Source organism: Arthrobacter endolithicus (assembly GCF_026627425.1).
GTDB lineage: Bacteria > Actinomycetota > Actinomycetes > Actinomycetales > Micrococcaceae > Arthrobacter_M.
The window spans coordinates 172410-193153 of record NZ_JAPNLH010000002.1 but is presented as its reverse complement, the minus strand read 5'-3'; the positions used below and the strand labels follow the sequence as shown (position 1 = coordinate 193153).

Here is a 20744-nt window from a genome sequence, read left to right as displayed (position 1 = left end):
ATCGCAGGCTGCGCTCTATCGCGAAGTCATTCAGGCATGCCGTTCCAAGCTTGACAAGCAGCACCGAACTGCGGGTCACCCCGCACCAAGGCAACACCATGCAGCGAAGCACGAAGGGCCGCTCAATAGTGCTTGGGAGCAATTTTGATGTCGTCTCTCGTCTCTCGCGTTCAACAACCAAGCAAAACGATTCATGGTGAAATGCACGTAATTCTTCCCAAGGCATTGCTCTAAAGCTACCCATCCCGGTTTATGGGACCTGATCGCGTGGGCGCAGAGGGTTGGCAGCAGGGACATACAATGTGCTTTCGCGTGGGCCGCCAGACCATGGCGGAATGATGCGAACTAGGTGGTCCCGTTCGACGAAGGCCGCCGCCAGCTCGGGTGATACGCCGGCATATGGCGAACTCTGGGTCACATGGCAGGCGATTGCCTGCCATAGCCGTTTGAGGATGAGCGATCCGTCGATGACGGTTGTGACATCATCATCGGTTCGTCCCAACTCGGTCTCGAGATACACACTCTCGGGATCGGTGGCGGGGAGCTCACGTGCCCATTGGCTCATCAGTGAGCGTGGCAGGAACCAGTGGTATAGGCTAGCAGGCCAGTCGACGGTCTGCTGGAACGCCTGCGTGGCCGCGGCACCAATCGCGGCATGGTCGCGGTGGCCGCGGCATGGTCGCGGTGGCCATCGGACCCAGACGGGTCCATCGTGACCACAACATCAGGACGATGGGCCTGGATCATTCGGGAAACCTCGTCAACCAAGGTCGGCAGGTCCTCCACTAGTGAGTGTGCCGGCGCAGGGCCGCTCCAGCCAGAGTCGGCGAAACCAAGGACCTCAACGACCTCAACCCCTAACGCACTGGCAGCCGCATGGAGCTCGGCCTCACGGGCGACACCCAGCAGCCCGGGCTCCGCATAGAGCCCCGAGGCGTCTTCGCCGGCCTCCCCGCGACTGGCACAACAAACCACAACACGCCAACCCGCCTCAGCCGCTGCGGCGATGACTGAGCCACAACCGAAAGACTCATCATCGGGATGGGCAACGGTGACAAGTAACGTAAGGCGGCGATCTGCAGGCGGTCGCATGACGGTACTCATGGGAGGAAGCCTTTCTGCAGCCAGGTTGGGCACCTGTGGGTATTTCCTATATTTCTACTGCATAGAGCACTATCGCAAGGTTTTGTGCCGACCATTTAAGGAAGTACGAACATGCCGAAACGAAACATGACTTCTCTGGCAAGCCTCGATAACAGCCGCCGGCCGGAAAGCTCTGACCGAATGGCTAGATGCGTCCAAGACATCAATGACGTCACAGCTGGCGATCGAACCGCGGTCAACGCACTCAGCATCCAACTCGCAGCAGAGCTCCACCGCACTGCGCTGGCATGGGCACGCTGGGCACACACCGTCGCTTCTCTGGAGCCAATGATGCCTACAGAGTGTGTTTGCCGGTTTTGCCTATCCATCTGCCGGTTCGATGAGTTCCGGGCCGTTGTTGCGCACGCTGTTGGCTTTGGTGCTCACGATTCGCGGGACCAGCCGCGGTTCCGGCATGGACTCCAGGAGCTGCTGCACCTCCGTTGGAGATGTTGTACCGGGGTCCAGCCAGTCCGCGTAGAGATCCGGTGGGACAATGACTGGGGTCCTGTCGTGGATATGCCCCAGCGCGTCCGTCGCCGCGGCGGTGATAATGGTGCAGGTGCGCAGCCACTTGTCGGGGTGGTCATCTGGAAGGGTCGGGTCCGGCCAGTATTCGTAGAGGCCGGCGAACGCCAGCGGTTCGTTAGTTTCGTTGTGCAGATAATTGGGGATCTTGCCGTGGGCCGTTTTCTGCCATTCGTAGTAGCCATCCGCCGGCACCAATGCCCGCCGGTTGGCTGCGGCCTTTCGGAAGGACGGTTTCTCGGTGACGGTCTCGCGCCGGGCATTGATGAGCCGGGCTCCGGATTTGGGATCCTTTGACCAAGAAGGAACCAGGCCCCAGCGGGCGGTCAATAACTGGCGGTCTATTCGAGGAGAGGCAGCTTTGTCGCCCGTCTTATCAAGGCGGCCGACAATTAGCGGGACTTCGTCGGTTGGTGCCACATTGTAGGACGCGACGAGCTCTTCGGTATGGGTGGCATTGATGCCAAAGGACGCTACGAGGTCGCCGGCGCTCCGGGCCATTACATATCTGCCGCACATGATTACATTATGGACCGGCTGCCCTGGTTGCGCGGATGTGGCGTGAGCGGCTATTCGTCTTGTTCTTCAGGCGTCCAGCGTCGGAAGTCCAGCGAGAGGTACAGCGCCAGGGCTGCGGAGTTCTCGTCACTGACGCGCACTGCGACGTTGTGGTGTCCGGCTTGGAAAAGAGCATCCAGGGAGGCGCGCACCAGATCTTCCGCCAGGCCTTGACGCCGGTGCTCGCGATCGGTAAAAAGTTCGATGATGAAAGGTGCATCCGGTGCGCCATCCCATTTGGCGCGTTCCACCACCAGGATGGCGGCAATGATCTCCTCCGCTTCCGTCACAATTTGTGACGCTGCCGGCAGGTAGGTGCCGTACTTACCTTCAAAGGATGCTTTGAGATCGGCGACGGCGGCTTCCATGTTTTCGCTGGCGACTCCCGGACCATAGGCGCTGAAGAAGAGCTCGCCGAGTTTGCGGATGTCTGCGGCGGTTGCCGGGCGGGATTCCGTGGGGAGGTCCCGCTCGAGGGGACTGGTTTGGGCGATCAGGGTAACCATGTTGGTCATGGAGCGCTCCTCTGGTGAACTCATAGGGTGCGGGCGTCGCCAGCGTCGTAGTGGGTCTTGTACACACATGCTAGACGGCATTCCTCCCGCCAGCTACATCACGTAACTGAGTTTGCGATGCTGAGCTTCTTGTGTAACAACGGCGTTGTATATTCGGTAGATCGGGGCGTACACTTGATGGCACTAGAAGATATATTCGACCAATGGTCAATTCGATAAGTGTTCACGAGGTGCGGCGATGGGGATGTTTAGCGAACCGGTTGAGGTGATCCGCTCGGCTGACGGCTTGCCGCTGAAGATACGTTGGCAGGGGCAGGAGTACATTATCGGGGCAGAACCCCTGCGATGGTACGAGCGCCGTAAATGGTGGGCGGAGGAGAGCCGTGCCGAGCGCGGTCACGGTGCGGGTCTGGTCGACCATGAAATCTGGCGGGTCCAGGCCCGGCTCAACGGACAGGGGCCGCTGCATACCTTCGATCTGGGGCTTCACCTGGACAGCGAACGATGGCGAATGCTGCGCATTCATGATGCTGTGCAGGCACGCAGCGCTTGAATCTGTAGACGCGATCTATAAACAGCCTGTGGACACAGCCTGCGGGCTCCCGCTCCAGAAACTAACATTTTGGACTTCTTATGAGCTTCACCCATCTCCATGTTTCCACCGCTTTTAGCGCCCATTATGGGGTTTCCTGGCCCGAGGATCTGGTGCAGGCGGCTGTCGCCGACACTGCGGATGCCTTGGCCTGTACGGACCGGGACGGTCTCTACGGAACGGTGAAACATGTCAAGGCCTGCATGGAGGCCGGGATTGATCCGGTAGTGGGGGTGGATCTTGCGGTTCTCGAGGAGGGGGCGGAAAGCGGCAGGGTGGTGGTCCTGGCCCACGGCGGCATCCACGCTGCGGGATATCGGGCGTTGTGCCGGCTGGTGTCGGATGCGCACGCCAACGTCGGCACCAAGTCTTTGGTGGGGGTGACCCTGGCACAACTGGCCTCCCGGACCCTAGACCCGCAGACACTGGCACCGGTGCTTACGGTACTGGTGGGGCCGTCGTCGGACGTTGGCCGTTCCATGGGCGGCCGTAAATACCTGCTGCCGCGCCGGAAGTTTCAACGTTGGTATCAGCAAATGCCGGCCGGAACCATGGCTGTGGAAATCGTCACTCATCTGAGCACGCCTGGTGAGGCCATGAGTACGGCGCAGGCGGTACGGATGCTTAAACTGGCGCAGGAATTCCGGGTCCCGGCTGTCCTGACCAACGCGGTTCGCTACTGCGAGAGGGATGGCGCTGCCACAGCCGATGTGCTCGACTCTGCCCGAGTCCTCAGCCCGCTGACGGATTTATCCGGGCCTGAACTTCGTCTGCAGCCCAACGGTCAGGGGTGGCTGAAAACTGGGACCCGGATGATTGCGTTGGGCAAGGAAATTATGCGTGCAGCCGGCTTCGGCGCCGGGGAACTGTCCCAGTTGCTGGCCAATACGGAAAAGTTGACGGACCGATGCCGGATGGATCCCCGCACGGATATGGGTTGGAAGCAGCCCGTGGTACCGGAAGCATCGGTGCTGGGTATTGAGCGGGATCCGCAGATTGAATTGGAGCAGCGCTGTGAAGCCGGGATCAGCCGGCGATTCCCGGACGTTACTGGTTCCGGCGCCCGCGCTGTGCAGGACAGGCTGTCGCAGGAACTGACAGTGATTAAGACCTTGGGGTTCGCCTCCTATTTTCTGACCGTCGCCGAGGTGTCCAGAATGATCGCCGACATGGGAGTGCGAGCGGCGGCCCGGGGTTCCGGGGCATCAAGCCTGGTGAATTACCTGCTGGAGATTAGCCAAGTTGATCCGCTGCGCCATGATCTGATTTTTGAGCGCTTCCTTTCGGGGAAACGCTCAACCTTGCCGGATATTGATATAGATGTCGAGAGCGCGGAACGGCATAACGTCTATCAACGCGTTTTCCAGCGGTTCGGCGCCGAACGGGTGTCGTTGATGAGTATGCAGAACGGCTACCGCGCGCGGGGAGCGGTGCGTGATGCCGGGCTGGCCTTGGGAATGGCTGAGGAGGAGATCGGTACAATCGCCAAACAGCTGTGGCGGTTTTCCGCCCGGAATTTCCGTGAAGCGATGGCGGAAAAGCCCGAACTGCGGGAATTCGCGGAGCGGGTTGAAGGGCAAAGAACCGAGGCCTTTGCCCCAAACCAGCAACTGGATCTGCTGGTGGACCTGACCGAACGGCTGGACCGGCTGCCCCGGCATATTTCCATGCATCCCTGCGGTGTGATTTTGGGCAACGGCTCGCTGCTGGACCGCACCCCTGTGCAGCCCAGTGGACTGGGCCTGCAGATGAGTCAGTTCGATAAGTACGATATGGACCCGATGGGCATGCTCAAGCTGGATATTCTGGGGGTCCGGATGCAGAGCGCCATGGCCTATGCGGTCCGTGAGGTGATCCGGATCCATCCCTCCAAAGCAGAGGTGACGGCTGCCGGGAACCATCCCCGCAGTGGATTAGGGAACGGCCCGGACTACATTCAGGCAGACGGCATGATTGAGCTCAACAAGGTACCGCTCGATGACGAACCAACCTTTGAGCTGATCCGCAGTACCCATACACTGGGCTGTTTTCAGATTGAATCACCAGGGCAGCGGGAATTAATTGGCAAAATGGCGCCTCGGGAATTTAATGACCTGATCATCGACATTTCGCTTTTCAGGCCTGGTCCGATGAAGTCCAATATGGTCAAGCCGTATCTGGAGAACCGGCATGGCTTTGCGCCGGAGGTATATCCGCATCCGCGCCTTAAACCGGCTTTGGCGGAGACGCATGGGGTAACAGTCTTTCATGAGCAGGTGCTGCGGACTTTTGATGTCATGACCGGCTGTGGCCTGGCCCAGGCGGATGAGTACCGCCGGATGCTCGGTAATGACAGAGGTGAGCCCAGGATGGAGGATGAGTTTCGCACGGCGGCCCGGGCCAGGGGTTTCTCCCTTGACGTGGTTGACCAGGTCTGGGAGACGCTGAAGGCCTTTGGAAGCTTTGGATTCTGCAAGGCGCATGGCGCCGCCTTTGCGGTGCCGACATACCAATCCGCGTGGCTGAAAGCACACCATCCGGAGGCTTTTCTGGCAGGTCTATGGGAACACGATCCCGGTATGTACCCGCGCCGGCTTCTGGTGGCTGAGGCGCGCAGGATGGGCATTCCGATTCTGCCGCTGGACATTAACAAGAGCGCCGGGGAATACCGGGTGGAATGGGTCGAGGCGCCGGAGGCTATAACGCCACCTCATCTGAGGACGCAGGGGAAGGATGACATGGCTGTCCAGCAGAAGCTGGGAATCCGGATGAGCCTGGCGGGAGTGTATGGGCTCTCCGCTGCCGAGCTCAAGCGTATTATGGCTCATCAGCCCTATGCTTCCTTAGCGGACCTGCGCACGCAGGCCAGAGTGAGCCGACCGACCATGCAACGTCTGGCCCAACTGGGCGCATTCGACGCGCTGCACCGCAAGGCCAAGGATGAGTCGGGGTCAACTGCGAGCCGTGCGGACCTGATTCCCCATTTGCAGAATCTGCCCACGCGTGGGAAAAAATCGGAACCGATCGAAGGTCAATTGTTGCTTCCTTTGGGGGATTTGGAGTTGGCTAACCTCAAGGACAAGCTCCCGGAACCCAGCGCGATGGAGAAAATCCGAACCGAGCTTGATCTGCTGGCGATGGATGTCAGTGGTCATTTGATGTCCAGCTACGGCCCGTTGCTGACTTCTCTTGGTGTGACGACGGCAGACAAATTGCTAGGCTTGCGTAACAATTCGGAGGTGCTGGTTGCCGGTATCCGGGTTGCCACCCAGACGCCGCCGATGCGCGGAGGCCGCAGGGTGGTCTTCATCAGCATCGACGACGGAACCGGCTGTGTGGATGCCACCTTCTTCCATGAAGCGCAGCAAAAGTCTGGTCCGCTGCTCTTTGGCACCAGGTTGCTGCTGATTCGGGGACTGACCCGCCGCACCGGACCGCGGGGGATGAGTTTACAAGCGCTGGAGGCCTGGGACCTTAGCCAAACGGATTCCCTTCCGCTGTCCCCGCTAGCAAAGGAAGACAATTTTCAAATGGAATCCCCGGTCCAGCTGAGAAGAGACATTCTAGGTGGCAGCCTCAGCCCGGAGGACCCACTATTGGGAACGCGGCGCACCTTGGCAGTCACGGGATTTAACGGCTAGTTAATCCACCGAAAGTTTTTCAAAAATTCTTTTCCACAGGGGCCTGTTTTGGGGTCTTTTTGTCCTGATGATGTCAGTGCCTGCTCGTAGCCTTGTAGTAGTTGGAGATCAGCGGGATTTCCCGGTTTTTGCGGGTACGGGTTGCTGGTGCAGGTTGCCGGGTTTGGGTTGCTGGGTTTGTGGGTTGAGGGGTGGTGGGTGGGCGTGGAGATTGATCGGGAGAATCTGGCTCAGGTGCTGGCCGCGATCACCGCGAAGTATCCGCGCCGGGTCCAGCGCGCAGGCCTCGGCTCCGGCGCTGTTCCCGGGCCTGTTCCCGGGACCGGTCAGCCCGAGGGCAGCGGCGCAGCGAACCCGGCCACTCCCGCTGCTCCTGCCGATCCTGTAAAGCCGGCCGCGCCCAAGGTTCCCTATGATGCCGTTGACGGCTCATCTGGTACTGCCGATTCTGCTGCTCCTGCGTGTCCCGTTTGTTCTGTTGATGGTTTTCCTGTTGGTGGTACGTCGGCGGGGATGGTGGCCCGGTTGGAGCTGGTGAATGTGTTGTTGGCGGAGGTGTTGGGGACGGATCCGCAGGCGGTGTCGCCGGAGGCTTGGTTGTCGGTGATTGGTGTGTCTGAGGGGACCCGGCGTCGGTTGGATGCGGTGTATTTGCGCAGTGTCGCGGCAGCGGATCAGTGTGGGGCCGCGGCGTTGTCCGGGATCGGGACGAAGAACGTGCGCGAGTTCCTGGTTCATGGGGTAGGGGTGGAGCCGGGACGGGCGAAAGCCGAGGTCGAAGCGGCCCGCGCCCTCCATACCGGGCCCGGCAGCAGGAACGGTCCCGGTTTTTTGGTGCGTGAGGTGGAGTTGGGGGGCGGGCCGTTGGCGTTGCTGGGTACCCGGTTGGCGGCCGGGGATATCACGGCCGGGCATGTGAAGACGGGGGTGCGGGTGTTGGAGAAGGTCCCGGCCCGGATCATTACCGAGGAGACGTCGGAGCGGATGGGGGAGTATCTGGCCCGGCAGGCTCCAACGCTGCGTAGTGATGATTTCCGTCGGTTCGCTGAGCAGGTCATCAGGCTGTGCCGGGCCGATACGGGGGATCATTATGATCCGGAGTCGGTGATGCGTCGTAAGTTCACGATGGGGGTGGATGTGACGGGGATGGTGCATGGTTCGTATCAGCTGGACCCGGTGGCGGGGGCGGAGTTGATGGCGATCCTGGATCCGTTGTCGGCTCCGCACCCGGATCAGCGGACCCCCGACGGGGACCTGGTCGCCGTTGATCAGCGGACCGCGGATCAGCGGCGTGCGGACGCGCTCACCGAAATGGCCCGTGCGGCAGGCGCTTACCTCAACCTCACCCACCCACCAGGTATCGAGAGCCCCAACAGCGCCGGTACGGCTGGCACCGGTGCCGGCGGTGACCACGACAGCGGAAGCGACGGCTCCCCTGAGGGCACTGGCGGCGGTTCTGCTGAGGGCATTGGCGGTGGCTGTGCTGAGAGCGGCGGTTCTGGTTCTGCCAGTGGTGCTGGCGGTTTGGCCGGTGGCGGTGGTGGGTGGGCGCACCCGGAAGTCGATGCCCGGGCCCGGGCAGAGGCAGCCGCGGCCCAGGCCGATGACCTGTTCTCCCTCACACCAACAGATGACAGCACAGACCCCGGTACCGGCAAGGGTGCGGGTACGGGCCTAGGAACCGGCACAGGAACTGGCACAGGAACTGGAGCCGGAGCCGGAATAGGTACCGATGCAGGTGCGGGCAGGGAAACCGGGACGGGGAGGAGGAGTACTCGTTGCGGTCCGAGTAGGGCCGGCAGGCTCCGCCCGGGGAGGCGGCCGGCCCGTATGACGATCACGACTACCTTTGACCAGCTCCGCAGCTTCCCGGACCGGGAAGCCGCCATCCTCCGCCAAACGCTGTGGAACCAACCACCACCACCTCTACTACCAGCAGTATCACCAGCACCATCAACGCCACCAGCATCACCGCCAGCGGAGCTGCCGGCGCCGCGGACTCCGGCAGACCCAGCCGTGCTACCGGACGGTGACGGGTGGCCGGGAGGGATCGGCCCGGACAGCCGCAGCTTCGGCTGGGCCACCGACACCACTGACAACTGCACCAACGATTCCTCCAACCCCGGGTCCGGGTCCTCATGGTGCTGGGAGCCGGAGCCGGAGCGCGAGCCCGAGCCGGAGCCTCTCTCGGCTCCAGAAAGCGGTTTGACCGGTGCCGTTTTGGTCGGTGCCGGTGGGTTGACGCCGTTGGATCCGATGCCGTCCTGGTGTGATGGTTTGGGCAGCATCAGTCCCGGTACCCTGGCCCGAATGGTGTGTGACGCGGTGTTCGAGCGGGCCGTCCTGGGGAGCAACGGTGCCCTCCTGGATCTGGGCACCGCGGTCAGGCTCGCGACCCCCGCGCAGCGCAGGGCCGTGTCCGTCCGGGACGGCGGGTGCGTCCGGCCCGGCTGTAACCGGCCCGCGTCCTGGTGCGATATCCACCACGTCATCTGGTACTCCCGCGGCGGACCCACCGCCGTCTCCAACATGTGTGCTTTGTGCCCGGGCTGTCATTCCCTGGTCCACGCCGGGATCCTGGAAGTCACCATGATCAACAAGATCCCCTACCTCCGGTACGGACCCAACGCCCGTCAACGCCCGGGCCTGCACTGCTACAACCGCACCACCGGCACCGGCCTCAACACGAGGACCGGCACCACCCCAGACGGAGGGCCGGCGGCCGGGTACACCGAGAATCCCTGGATCCGCAACACCTACCACGACGACCTCAAAGACGCCCAAAACTTCGCCCGCACCATCATCACAGAACAGGCGATGTAGGAAGGCAGTTGGTGGTGAGGAGCTATCACCCATAGGTTATCGAACCGGATGGGTGCCTTGCAGCTCGGAGCTTGATGTTGGTCGGCGCGTGATGTTCCCAGTACGATCGTCAAGTGCTTACAGCAACCCTCGTATGTTGCTTAGACGGAGCCACACACGCGATTTTAGGAGCAGAAGTGCCAGTGGATACTCAAATCACCCTTATCGTCGACGGCGAAGAGACCACGGTGAACACGGGCACCACTGGTGCCGAAGTCTTCTTTGAGCGGCGCGACGTCGTCGTTATGCGGGTGAATGGCGAGCTGAAGGATCTGGACCAGCCGCTAGAGCCCGGTTCCGCCGTCGAAGCTGTCACTATCGATTCCCCTGACGGACTCAATGTGCTCCGGCACTCAAGCGCCCACGTCATGGCGCAGGCCGTTCAGCAGTTGCGACCGGACGCCAAATTGGGAATCGGTCCTTATATTACCGACGGTTTTTACTTTGACTTTGACGTTGAGGAGCCTTTCACCCCTGAGGATCTGAAACAGCTGGAAAAGATGATGCAGAAGATCATCAACAGCAACCAAAAGTTTGTCCGCCGGGTCGTCACCGAAGAGCAGGCACGCGAGGCGATGAAGAATGAGCCGTACAAACTCGAATTGATCGGTATCAAGGGTTCCACTGGAACGGACGCAGCCTCGGCGGATGATGGTTCCAACGTGGAAGTGGGCGGCGCCGAGCTGACCATTTACGACAATGTGGAGCGCAAAGAGGGAACCACCGTCTGGTGCGATCTTTGTCGGGGTCCGCATTTGCCAAACACAAAACTGATTTCAAATGCTTTCGCCCTGACCCGGAGCGCCGCTGCCTACTGGAGGGGAAACCAGAACAACAAGCAGCTGCAGCGGATTTACGGGACGGCATGGCCGACCAAGGATGCGCTCAAGGCATACCAGGAGCGAATTGCCGAGGCCGAGCGCCGGGATCACCGTAAGCTCGGTATTGAATTGGACCTTTTTTCCTTTCCGGACGAGCTAGGTTCCGGCCTGCCGATTTTCCACCCCAAGGGTGGAATTATCCGCAAAGCGATGGAGGACTATTCCCGGCAGCGGCATGTGGAGGCCGGGTACGACTTCGTTTATACCCCGCACATCACCAAGGCGCATCTTTACGAAGTCTCCGGGCACCTGGATTGGTACAAGGACGGCATGTTCCCGCCCATGCACGTGGATGCGGAACTCAATGGTGACGGCACCGTGCGCAAGCCTGGGGTGGACTACTACCTCAAGCCGATGAACTGTCCCATGCACAATTTGGTCTTCCGCTCCCGCGGCCGTTCCTATCGCGAACTGCCACTGAGGCTCTTCGAATTCGGATCTGTCTATCGCTATGAAAAGTCCGGCGTCATCCATGGGCTGACCCGGGTGCGGGGCATGACTCAGGATGATGCCCACATCTATTGCACCCGCGAGCAGATGAAGGACGAGCTGACCTCCACCTTGAACTTCGTGCTGGATCTGCTCAAGGACTACGGACTGGAGGACTTCTACCTGGAACTATCCACCAAGGACCCGGAGAAGTTTGTCGGTTCGGATGATGCCTGGGATGAAGCCACCAGAACGCTTGCGGAGGTCGCGGAAGCTTCCGGGCTGGACTTGGTCCCGGACCCGGGCGGCGCGGCTTTCTACGGTCCGAAGATTTCCGTGCAGGCAAGAGACGCCATCGGCCGGACCTGGCAAATGTCTACAATTCAGCTGGATTTCAACCTGCCGGAGCGCTTCGAACTGGAATACCAGGCGGCAGATGGCACTCGGCAGCGCCCTGTGATGATTCACCGGGCCCTGTTCGGCTCGGTGGAGCGGTTCATGGCAGTCCTGACGGAACATTACGCCGGGGCCTTCCCGGCGTGGCTGTCACCTGTTCAGGTAGTGGCAGTCCCGGTGGCGGAGACCTTTAATGAGTACATGTTCGACGTCGTCGACAAGCTCAAGGCCCACGGCATCCGTGCCGAAGTCGACACGTCCTCGGACAGGTTCCCCAAGAAAATCCGGACGGCCAGTAAGGACAAGGTGCCGTTTGTGCTAATTGCCGGGGGTGACGACGTCGATGCTTCGGCTGTGTCTTTCCGGTTCCGGGACGGCAGCCAAGACAACGGGGTTCCGGTGGATGAGGCCGTGTCCCGGATTGTTGACGCAGTCCGGAACCGGACGGCGTAGCGGGCAGGCGGGCTATTGTGGGGAACGATGTGGATAACTCAGCGGCGGTCGAACCCGGGCCGGGCGCGCCCGGAGTAGGTAGCACGGGTGCGGCAGACCCCGGGCAGCCTGGATCGGCTGCGCCCGGAGAGCCGGGATCGGTGCAGGATGATTTCGTGCTCCCGGGGGTCCCCGATGCCTTCCAGCGACTGTGGACGCCACACCGGCTGGCCTACATCCAAGGGGGCCAGGACCAGTTCCACAAGGATGAGTGCCCGTTCTGCGTGGCTCCATCACGCTCCGATGAAGAGTCCCTCATTGTCTACCGCGGCGAGACCGCTTACGTCGTGTTGAACCTGTATCCCTATAATCCAGGGCACCTCCTGGTCTGTCCGTACCGGCATATTCCCGACTACACGGATCTGACGATGACGGAAACGGCGGAGTTCGCGGCGCTGACTCAACAGGCTATGCGCGTGTTGCGCACGGTCTCCCATCCTTCGGGGTTTAATTTGGGTATGAACCAGGGCATAACCGGGGGTGCCGGTATTTCCGCACACTTGCACCAGCATGTGGTGCCGCGGTGGGGTGGCGACGGGAATTTCCTGCCCATTATTGCCCAGACCAAAGCTATTACGCAGACTCTGGGGGACGTCCGCTGCCAGGTGGCGCAGGCTTGGGCCGCAGCTGTCGCAGAAGACCCTGTAGCGGACCATGCTCAATAAGTACGCACGTGCACTTTTCGCCGCTATCTTCTCCCCAGTGGCCAACCTCCTGGTGCGGTGGCGCATCTCGCCGGATGCGGTCACTATCGTAGGGACGCTGGGGGTGGCCGCCGGGGCGCTGATCTGGTACCCGCTGGGTCAGCTTTTCTGGGGAACTGTGGTCATCACGGTCTTCGTTTTTTCGGACATCATCGACGGGTTGATGGCTCGAGCACTTGGCCGGTCCGGGCGGTGGGGCGCTTTTCTTGATTCCACCTTGGACCGTGTCGGCGATGGGGCAGTGTTCGCCGGCATTATTGTCTGGTTCTATACCGGCGGCAACAACCACACGATAGCTGTCATGGCCCTGATTTGTTTGGTCCTTGGAAGCATCGTTTCATATGCCAAAGCGCGGGCCGAAGGCCTGGGCATGACAGCGAATGTCGGCATCGCCGAGCGGTCGGACCGGCTGGTGTCGGTGCTGGTGGCAACCGGTCTGGTAGGGCTGGGTATCAGCAGTATTCTGCTGTTGATCGTTCTGATCCTGTTGGCCGCGGCCAGCCTTTACACGGTCTTCCAGCGGATCCTGACCGTCCGTCGTCAGGCGTTCATGCTCGACGGCGGCGCCAACAGTGATACCGACAGTAATGCAGGCACGATGCTGAGCGGGGGCGCCGAAAGTGACCCGGATGGCAGTCGGGGGACTCGTGCGGGGGAAGCCCGCCGCCATCCCTGAAGGAGGGCGGGACCACACCCCACGGGGTAGCGGTCCGCACCCGGCTCTCTTGTCCCGGCCTGGGTAAGGTAACGCAAATCCTTTGCGGCCTGACTAGAGGTCTAAGATTGAAGTGTCTAGTTCAGTCTGACTAGTTACGCCTTGCGCAAGAGGCTCTCATCTACTTTCCCATAGGGGTTTTTGTGTCTACACCTGAGGTAACGCCAGTATCCGGTCCTGTCAGCGGCGGTGCCGCGGCCGGGGTAACCGGCAGCAGCCGGGTCAAGCGCGGCATGGCCGAGATGCTCAAGGGCGGCGTCATTATGGACGTCATTAACGTTGAGCAAGCACGCATTGCCGAAGATGCCGGCGCCGTCGCGGTTATGGCGTTGGAGCGCGTTCCCGCGGACATCCGGGCACAGGGCGGCGTTTCGCGGATGAGTGACCCGGACATGATCGACAAGATCATCGAAGCGGTTTCCGTTCCCGTGATGGCCAAGGCCCGGATCGGACATTTCGTTGAGGCCCAGGTGCTGCAGTCGTTGGGCGTGGACTACATTGACGAGTCCGAGGTCTTGACTCCTGCCGACTACGCTCATCACATCGACAAGTGGAACTTCACCGTTCCGTTCGTGTGTGGAGCTACGAATCTGGGCGAAGCACTTCGCCGGATCAACGAGGGCGCTGCGATGATCCGTTCCAAGGGTGAGGCCGGCACCGGGGACGTCTCCAACGCAACCATGCACATGCGCCAGATCCGGGCCGAAATCCAGCGTCTGTCATCACTGGCAGAGGACGAGTTGTACGTGGCGGCCAAGGAGCTGCAGGCGCCGTATGAACTCGTAAAGGAAATAGCCGCCACCGGCAAACTTCCTGTGGTGCTTTTCACCGCGGGCGGCATTGCCACCCCCTCAGATGCAGCGATGATGATGCAGCTCGGCGCGGACGGCGTTTTTGTGGGTTCCGGAATCTTCAAGTCCGGAAACCCGGCGGAGCGTGCGGCTGCCGTGGTCAAGGCAACCACATTCTTCGATGACGCCGATGTCATTGCCAAGGTCTCCCGCGGTTTGGGCGAGGCCATGGTCGGCATCAACGTTGACGAGATTCCTGAGCCGCACCGTTTGGCCACGCGCGGCTGGTAACGGCCACAGCGCCTAAACGGGTCCGTCACCATCAGGTGGCGGACCCGTTTGCGTGGTTGTAGCGGGACAACGTACGGGCCATGATGGTCAGCATGAACGGTGTTGTCACGAAGTATGAAACGGATGTCTGCATCGTGGGCGGCGGCCCGGCGGGCATGATGCTTGGGCTGCTGTTGGCGCGCCAAGGGCTAGACGTGATCGTGCTGGAAAAACACCCGGATTTCATTCGAGACTTCCGCGGCGACACGGTGCATCCGTCCACTCTGGATGTGCTCGACCAACTGGGTCTGGTGGGGGAGACGGAAGAGGTTCCGCACCGGGACGTCGCAGATCTGCGGACCACCTTTGCAGACGGAACCTATCGCGTGGCGGATTTTTCACGGTTGCGAACGGCTCACCCGTACATCCGGTTCATGCCACAATCGGACTTTCTGAACGTCCTGGCGAAAGCCGCCCAGAAGCTGCCCGGCTTCCATTTGCTGCGCAGCCATGAAGCCATTGATCTGGTGCCGGGCGGCGGGGCTATCCAGGGAGTCCGGGCGCGAGGGCCGGACGGAATGGTACAGGTGAGCGCCAAACTCACGGTGGCTGCCGATGGCCGGAACTCGGCGCTGCGCCGGTGCGCCGGCATGCGGCCGCGAGAGTACGGCGCACCGATGGACGTGCTGTGGTTTCGGCTTAGCCGGGCCGCCGGATCGGCCCGGGGACTGGACATGCATTTTGGCCCGGGCAAGGTGGTGCTGGCCATTGATCGCGGTGATTACTGGCAGATCGCTTATGTGATCCCCAAAGGCGGGGATGAAAGGGTGCGGGTCGCAGGGATCGAGGTACTGCGGCAGTCCGTCGTGGACCTGATTCCGGACTTGGCCGACAACGTCGCCGAGCTGGCGAGTTTTGACGATGTGAGCACGTTGACGGTGCGGCTGGACCGGCTGCGACGATGGTCGGAACCAGGACTATTGTTCATTGGGGATGCCGCTCATGCCATGTCTCCGATCGGCGGCGTGGGGATTAATCTGGCCATTCAGGATGCGGTCTGCGCAGCTCGCGTGCTGGGATCCGGGCGGTCCGCAACAGGGTGGCCGTCCCGCCGGATCCTTGCTGCGGTCCACCGTCGGCGCTGGTTCCCCACCGTGGGAACCCAGCTGCTGCAGCGCATCGCGCAGCGCTTCCTGGTTCTGCCGATGCTGGACAGCACCGAGCCTGTGAAGGCTCCGCCGCCGTTGCGGCTCCTCGCCTTCTTTCCGTGGCTGCAGGTGCTGCCGGCAAGAGTAATCGGCATCGGGCTGCGGCCCGAACGCGTGGCCCGAAGCCGTGCTCCGCACCGGCTCAGCCCGCGTCAGTTGCGCACTTAAGGCGGCGTCAGTTGAGCCCGCGGCGGGCTAACACCGGCGCAAGATCGGCGTCCCTGCCGCGGAAGTTCCGAAAGGACTCCAGCGGATCCGCGCTGTTGCCGCGGGCGAGGAGCGTGGAACGGAAGTGCTCGCCGTTGCTGCGGGTCAGGCCGCCGTTGGATTTGAACCACTCCACCGTGTCCGCGTCCAGGACTTCGCTCCAAATATAGGCGTAGTAGCCGGCCGAGTATCCACCGGCAAAGATGTGTTTAAAATATCCGGTCCTGTACCGCGGCGGAACCAGGCGTAGGGATACGCCGGAGTCGGAGAGTGCCTGCGCCTCAAAGCCCAGCGGATCGGCCACGTGAGTTCCCGGGGGCAGACTGTGCCAGGCAAGGTCCAACAGTGCCGCACCGAGATACTCAGTGGTCGCGAAGCCTTCACCCCAGAGGCGGGCAGCTTCAAGCTTCGCCACTGTCTCCGGCGGCAGGGGTTCGCCGCTTCGGTAGTGCCGGGCGTAGTTCTGCACGATTTCCGGCCAAAGGATCCACATTTCGTTGACCTGGGAGGGGTACTCAACAAAGTCGCGCGGCACATTGGTGCCGGAGAACCGCGGATACGTTACCTCGGAGAAGAGACCGTGCAGGGCATGGCCGAATTCGTGGAAGCAGGTCACCACCTCGTCGTAGGTCAGCAGGGTTGGTTCGCCCACGGGAGGCTTGGAAATGTTGAGATTGTTCACCACTACGGAACGGCGATTGAGCAGGGTGGATTGTTCCACCAGCGGGTTCATCCAGGCACCGCCGTTTTTGCTGTCCCTGGTGTAGTAGTCGCCCAGGAACAGGCCGAGCCCCGCTCCATCTGCGTTGAAGACCTCCCAAACGCGGACCTCCGGATGGTAGCCGTGCAGGTCGGGCCGCTCCTGGAAGGTGATTCCGTACAGCCGGGTTGCCGCAGCGAAGACGCCGTCCCGCAGTACGCGTTCGAACTCGAAGTACGGTCGAAGCGAGGCCAAGTCGACGTCGTATTTGTCGCGTCGGACCTGCGCGGAATAGAAGGCCCAGTCCCAGGGTTCCAGATCATGGCCTTCGGCCTCGGCCAGCCCCGTCAGTACGGCCGCTTCCGTACAGGCATTCGCCACGGCGGACGGTGCCAGCCGTGCCAGCATGGATCGCACAGCTGCCAGCGACGGGGCCGTTTCATCGTCCGTGACGAAGGCGGCATGGGACGCAAAGCCGAGCAGCGCAGCTCGTTCGGCACGCAGGGCTGCCATTCGCGCGGCCACCGGCAGGGTGTCTGCGGAACCGTCGCCGGACCCCCGGCCGATGGATGCCTCGAAGAGCCGACGTCGGGTTCCCCGATTCCTCAGAATTTCCAGAGCGGGTTGGGCCGTCGGTAGGATCAGCGTGAGCAGGTACCCGCCGTCGTGCCCCGCTGCCTTCGCTGCCTCGGAGGCGCTGGCGATATCTTCGTCCGGCAGGCCTGCCAGCTCAGCGGCATCGCGAACCAGCAGGGCGGCGTCATTGGTGTTCTTCAGGACGCCGTGCGAAAACTCGGTGCCCAACGATGAAAGCTCCTCGTTGATCTCGCGCAATCTGGATTGCGCAGCCGGTGCCAGATCGGCGCCGGTACGCCGAAACGCCTTGCGGTATTCCTCAACCAGCCGCACCGATTCATCGTCCAGGCCTTCGGTATCGACGTGCAGGAAACGCTGGTACAGGTTTGCGTCAAGGTAGATGTTGTCCTCGTGCGCGGCAAACTTCGGGGAAACCACCGTTTCCAGCTCCTGGATGACTGTGGTGGCATCCGCGGAAGAGTTGTTGAAAAAGACAGCGGCCGCCCGGGAGAGCAGCTGCCCGGAGCGCTCCATCGCCAGCACCGTGTTCTCGAATGTTGCCGGTTCCACAGCTGAACCGATGGCGGCGATCTCGGCGAGGTGTTCGCCGAATCCTGCCTCGAACGCCGGCACGAAGTCCCCGTCCGAGATACTGGCAAAGTCCGGGAAGCCATAGGGGAGCGTGCTGACGGAAAAGAACGGATTATTCCGGGAATTGACGGTCATAACCCGACTCTTTCACACTTGCCGCCCCGCCGGACCCGGGACGGCAAGTGCTTATCGTCTGAAGACCAGGGACATCGGCGTGGTTTCCGTCGTCTGGCCCTGCGGGTTATCTTTGAAGATCGCTTCCAGGACGGTCTTGGACAGTGCCGTGTCGTGCCCCAGCGCCACTACGCCAAGGTCGTTGGCATCCATGATCGCTGTGCCCGCGAAGGTGCCGGCAAATTCTGCCGGGACGGCCTTTTTGACAAGCGCACTGAGCCGGGCCGCGACCCCGTCAGGATCAAGCGGCGCATATTTGACCGAATGGGTGGAAGTGCCCACCTGGTAGCCCGCTGCCCCGTCAATAGCGTTGATGTTATGCCCGACTACCTCGTAGAAGATCCCGGATTTACCCTGCAGCTTCCCAATCACGCTGCGGCCGGCAGCGTACAGCAGCCGGGGCAGACCTACCTCATCGATGGCGAGCTGCATGGACCAGGGGCTGGCAAGCCCGATGCCTCCGGGATTGCGGGTCACAAAGCGGCTCAGCGTTCGGGCCGCCGGGGTGACCTTAATGTCCCAGACCGGAATGGACCGGCCCTGGGTCATGGCGACAATCTTTTCGCTGACGAAGAGGTACCAGGGGGTGCCAGACGCGGCAGCGGCATGTTCGTCTCCGGCCTGCGGTAGTCCCGCAAAAAAACGGTCAATGTATTTCATGACCGCCGGGTCAAAGTCCGTGTCCTTGTAGAACACCTCGGTGCGCAGCGGGTAGCGGCGGTACGTGCCGCCGTCGGACTCTGCGCCGTTCAGTCCTTTACCGTCAGCGGGGACCGTAATGTCTAACTGCTTGTCAGCGTTTGGTATGTAGTCGCTCTTGTCCGCAATGCCGGCCTTGACTTCCGGCTCGTCGAAGAACTCGCGCAGCCACAGCTCGGTGTTAAGCAGCCGCCAAAAGACCATGGTGGACGCGCTGGACTTGCCCGTCAGGTATTCCTCGAAGGCATACAGCACGGCATTTTGATCCCAGTAGGGGCGCGCGCCGAAGGACGAGGAAAGGAAGATCTCATAGATCTTTTCCTTCATCAGAATGAACCATTCCGCTTCCGGCGTGGTGAAACCGATTTTGTTACGGCGATTGCTGATCATCTCCGGCAGCAGGTCGCGGGTGGCATCGCGCAGGATCCGTTTGTTCCAGCCGCCTTTGATGATGGATTCGTCATCCAGGCTGAAGAGGAACTTCACCACTTCCTTATCCAGGAACGGCACGCGGCCCTCGATCGAGAAACGCATGGTGTTCTTGTCCTCGTAACGCAGCACGGCCGGAAGCGACTTGTGGAAAAGATCATCGATCAGACGCAGCTTAAGGTTGTCCGCAATATTGGCGAACCGCTCGCCCTTGTGCGCCGCGGTGAAATCCTTCTTCAGCAGCGAGGAAATGGCCAGCGGCTTTTTGGCAGTGACCATGCCCCGAAGGCGGAAGCGGCCCAGACGGTAAAGAATGTCCGCGCTGGAGGCCAGCTCCTTGGCCAGTTTGGCCCGCTGGCCGTTCTTCTTCAGCTGGCGAAGATAGGCGAAGTAATAGGGGATATAACCGGCCATCATCTCGTCAGCGCCCTGACCATCCAGCAGCACTGTCACGTGTTTGGAGGCCTCCTGCATGACGCGGTACTGCGCGTAGGGACCGGAGGAGATGATCGGCTCTTCCATCGTCCGGACGAAGTCTTCGAGGTCTACGGCGAATTCCTCGGCCTTGGGCAGGATCTTATGGCTGGTGACATTCCCGGTGCAGGTGGCCAGGACTGCGTCGGCGTACTTTTCCTCGTCATTGATCGAGTTCGGGAAGATCGCCGAAAAGGTCTGCTGGGTGGCGCCGAGGGAGTCGGTGGCGGCTGCCTTTTGCTGCATGAGTTTGTTGATGGTCACGACGACGGCGGAGGAGTCCAGCCCGCCGGAGAGCGCGGTGCCGACGGGGACCTCGGACTGCAGCCGAAGGCGGACGCCCTCGGTGAAGCGGCTGCGGTATTCGTCGATGACTGCCGGGCTGTAGGGGGTCCCGATTTCGGCCAGTTCGGCGAGTTCTTCCTTGAACCGGGTATATGGGCTGACGGCGAACCCCGCGGGAGCATCAGGGCTGGTGTCGACGACCAGCTTCTCACCGGGCATGAGTTTGTTGACGCCATCGAAAAACGTCTGTGCTTCCTCGTCGTGGATGCGGAACTGCAGGTAGCGAAACAGGATCCGCTCATTGGGGAACGTGTCCAGCTTGCCGGCGGCCAGCAGCGGCTTGATTTCCGAACCGAACAGCAGCTTAGGGTCCTCGACTGTGCCGGCATTGGCGTAATACAGGGGCTTGATGCCGAAGTGGTCCCGGGCCAGGACCAAGCGATTGTTCCTGCGGTCATGGATGGCAAAGCCGAACATGCCGTTGAAACGGTCAAAGGCCGCATCTCCCCACTCCTCGTAGGCCTGCAGCACTACCTCGGTGTCGGAGACTGTCAGGAATGTCCTGCCCAAGGCAACGAGCTCGTCGCGGAGATCGAGGTAGTTGTAGACCTCACCGTTGTACACCAGAACGGTTTGACCGTCCTGGCTGATCATCGGCTCCTGCCCATGGGCCACGTCGATGATGGATAGCCGGCGGTGTGCCAGACCCACCTGGCCGTGGGTGTAATAGCCCTCGCCGTCAGGGCCGCGGTGCACTATGCACGAGTTCATCTCCCGCAGAAGAGCTTCGTCTTCCCCAAAACCGTAGTAACCGGCGATTCCGCACATACTTCTAAACCTCATCTTTAGTACGTCAGTCCTCGGTCAATGCTACTGTCTCGGCCGGCTCCGTCCCTTCATATCCG

At 61.4% G+C, this 20744-nt stretch carries 13 protein-coding genes and 1 pseudogene; 8 read left to right on the top strand and 6 right to left on the bottom strand.

Annotated elements, in window-relative coordinates; all coding sequences use genetic code 11:
• Positions 1-250 precede the first annotated feature (250 nt).
• The 4 genes from OS914_RS02650 to OS914_RS02635 form a co-directional block, all read right to left on the bottom strand.
• Positions 251-565, bottom strand: coding sequence for a hypothetical protein (locus tag OS914_RS02650; protein WP_267544509.1), 315 nt, complete (start codon positions 563-565; stop codon positions 251-253).
• Positions 565-1104 (bottom strand): PIG-L deacetylase family protein, encoded by a 540-nt coding sequence (locus OS914_RS02645; protein ID WP_267544508.1) that lies wholly within the window; start codon positions 1102-1104, stop codon positions 565-567. The genes OS914_RS02650 and OS914_RS02645 overlap by 1 nt, the downstream gene beginning before the upstream one ends.
• Positions 1105-1464: 360 nt before the next feature.
• Positions 1465-2190, bottom strand: coding sequence for an SOS response-associated peptidase (locus OS914_RS02640; protein WP_267544507.1), 726 nt, complete (start codon positions 2188-2190; stop codon positions 1465-1467).
• Between the two features lie 50 nt (positions 2191-2240).
• The gene (locus OS914_RS02635) at positions 2241-2744 is read right to left on the bottom strand and encodes a GNAT family N-acetyltransferase (protein WP_267544506.1); all 504 of its coding nucleotides are present in this window, start codon (positions 2742-2744) and stop codon (positions 2241-2243) included.
• 244 nt (positions 2745-2988) lie between these two features.
• Here OS914_RS02635 and OS914_RS02630 point away from each other — a divergent pair, with 244 nt between their 5' ends.
• The 8 genes and pseudogenes from OS914_RS02630 (at position 2989) to OS914_RS02595 (ending at position 15872) form a co-directional block, all read left to right on the top strand.
• Positions 2989-3297: a DUF6504 family protein gene (locus OS914_RS02630; protein WP_324290611.1), complete on the top strand. Its 309-nt coding sequence runs from the start codon at positions 2989-2991 to the stop codon at positions 3295-3297.
• Positions 3298-3377: 80 nt separating this feature from the next.
• Positions 3378-6956: a DNA polymerase III subunit alpha gene (locus tag OS914_RS02625; protein WP_267544504.1), complete on the top strand. Its 3579-nt coding sequence runs from the start codon at positions 3378-3380 to the stop codon at positions 6954-6956.
• A gap of 198 nt (positions 6957-7154) precedes the next feature.
• The gene (locus tag OS914_RS02620) at positions 7155-9779 is read left to right on the top strand and encodes an HNH endonuclease signature motif containing protein (protein WP_267544503.1); all 2625 of its coding nucleotides are present in this window, start codon (positions 7155-7157) and stop codon (positions 9777-9779) included.
• A gap of 176 nt (positions 9780-9955) precedes the next feature.
• The gene (gene thrS, locus OS914_RS02615; RefSeq protein ID WP_267544502.1) at positions 9956-11977 is read left to right on the top strand and encodes a threonine--tRNA ligase; all 2022 of its coding nucleotides are present in this window, start codon (positions 9956-9958) and stop codon (positions 11975-11977) included.
• Between the two features lie 140 nt (positions 11978-12117).
• Entirely contained in the window at positions 12118-12681 is a 564-nt protein-coding gene (locus OS914_RS02610; RefSeq protein WP_267544629.1) for an HIT family protein, read from the top strand.
• A pseudogene (gene pgsA, locus OS914_RS02605) lies at positions 12671-13267 on the top strand (phosphatidylinositol phosphate synthase); the annotation flags it as partial. The gene OS914_RS02610 and the pseudogene pgsA, both read left to right, overlap by 11 nt.
• Positions 13268-13578: 311 nt before the next feature.
• A complete protein-coding gene (gene pdxS / locus OS914_RS02600) occupies positions 13579-14517 on the top strand; it encodes a pyridoxal 5'-phosphate synthase lyase subunit PdxS (RefSeq protein ID WP_267544501.1) in 939 nt (312 codons plus the stop codon).
• An 80-nt stretch (positions 14518-14597) separates the two neighbouring features.
• Entirely contained in the window at positions 14598-15872 is a 1275-nt protein-coding gene (locus tag OS914_RS02595; RefSeq protein WP_267544500.1) for an FAD-dependent oxidoreductase, read from the top strand.
• 7 nt (positions 15873-15879) lie between these two features.
• Here the strand turns inward: OS914_RS02595 and OS914_RS02590 are convergent, their stop codons facing one another.
• Together OS914_RS02590 and asnB are read right to left on the bottom strand one after the other, a co-directional pair.
• Complete coding sequence (locus OS914_RS02590; RefSeq protein WP_267544499.1) at positions 15880-17913, bottom strand: M3 family metallopeptidase; 2034 nt, start codon at positions 17911-17913, stop codon at positions 15880-15882.
• Positions 17914-17964: 51 nt separating this feature from the next.
• Entirely contained in the window at positions 17965-20667 is a 2703-nt protein-coding gene (gene asnB / locus OS914_RS02585; RefSeq protein WP_267544498.1) for an asparagine synthase (glutamine-hydrolyzing), read from the bottom strand.
• Positions 20668-20744: the final 77 nt, after the last annotated feature.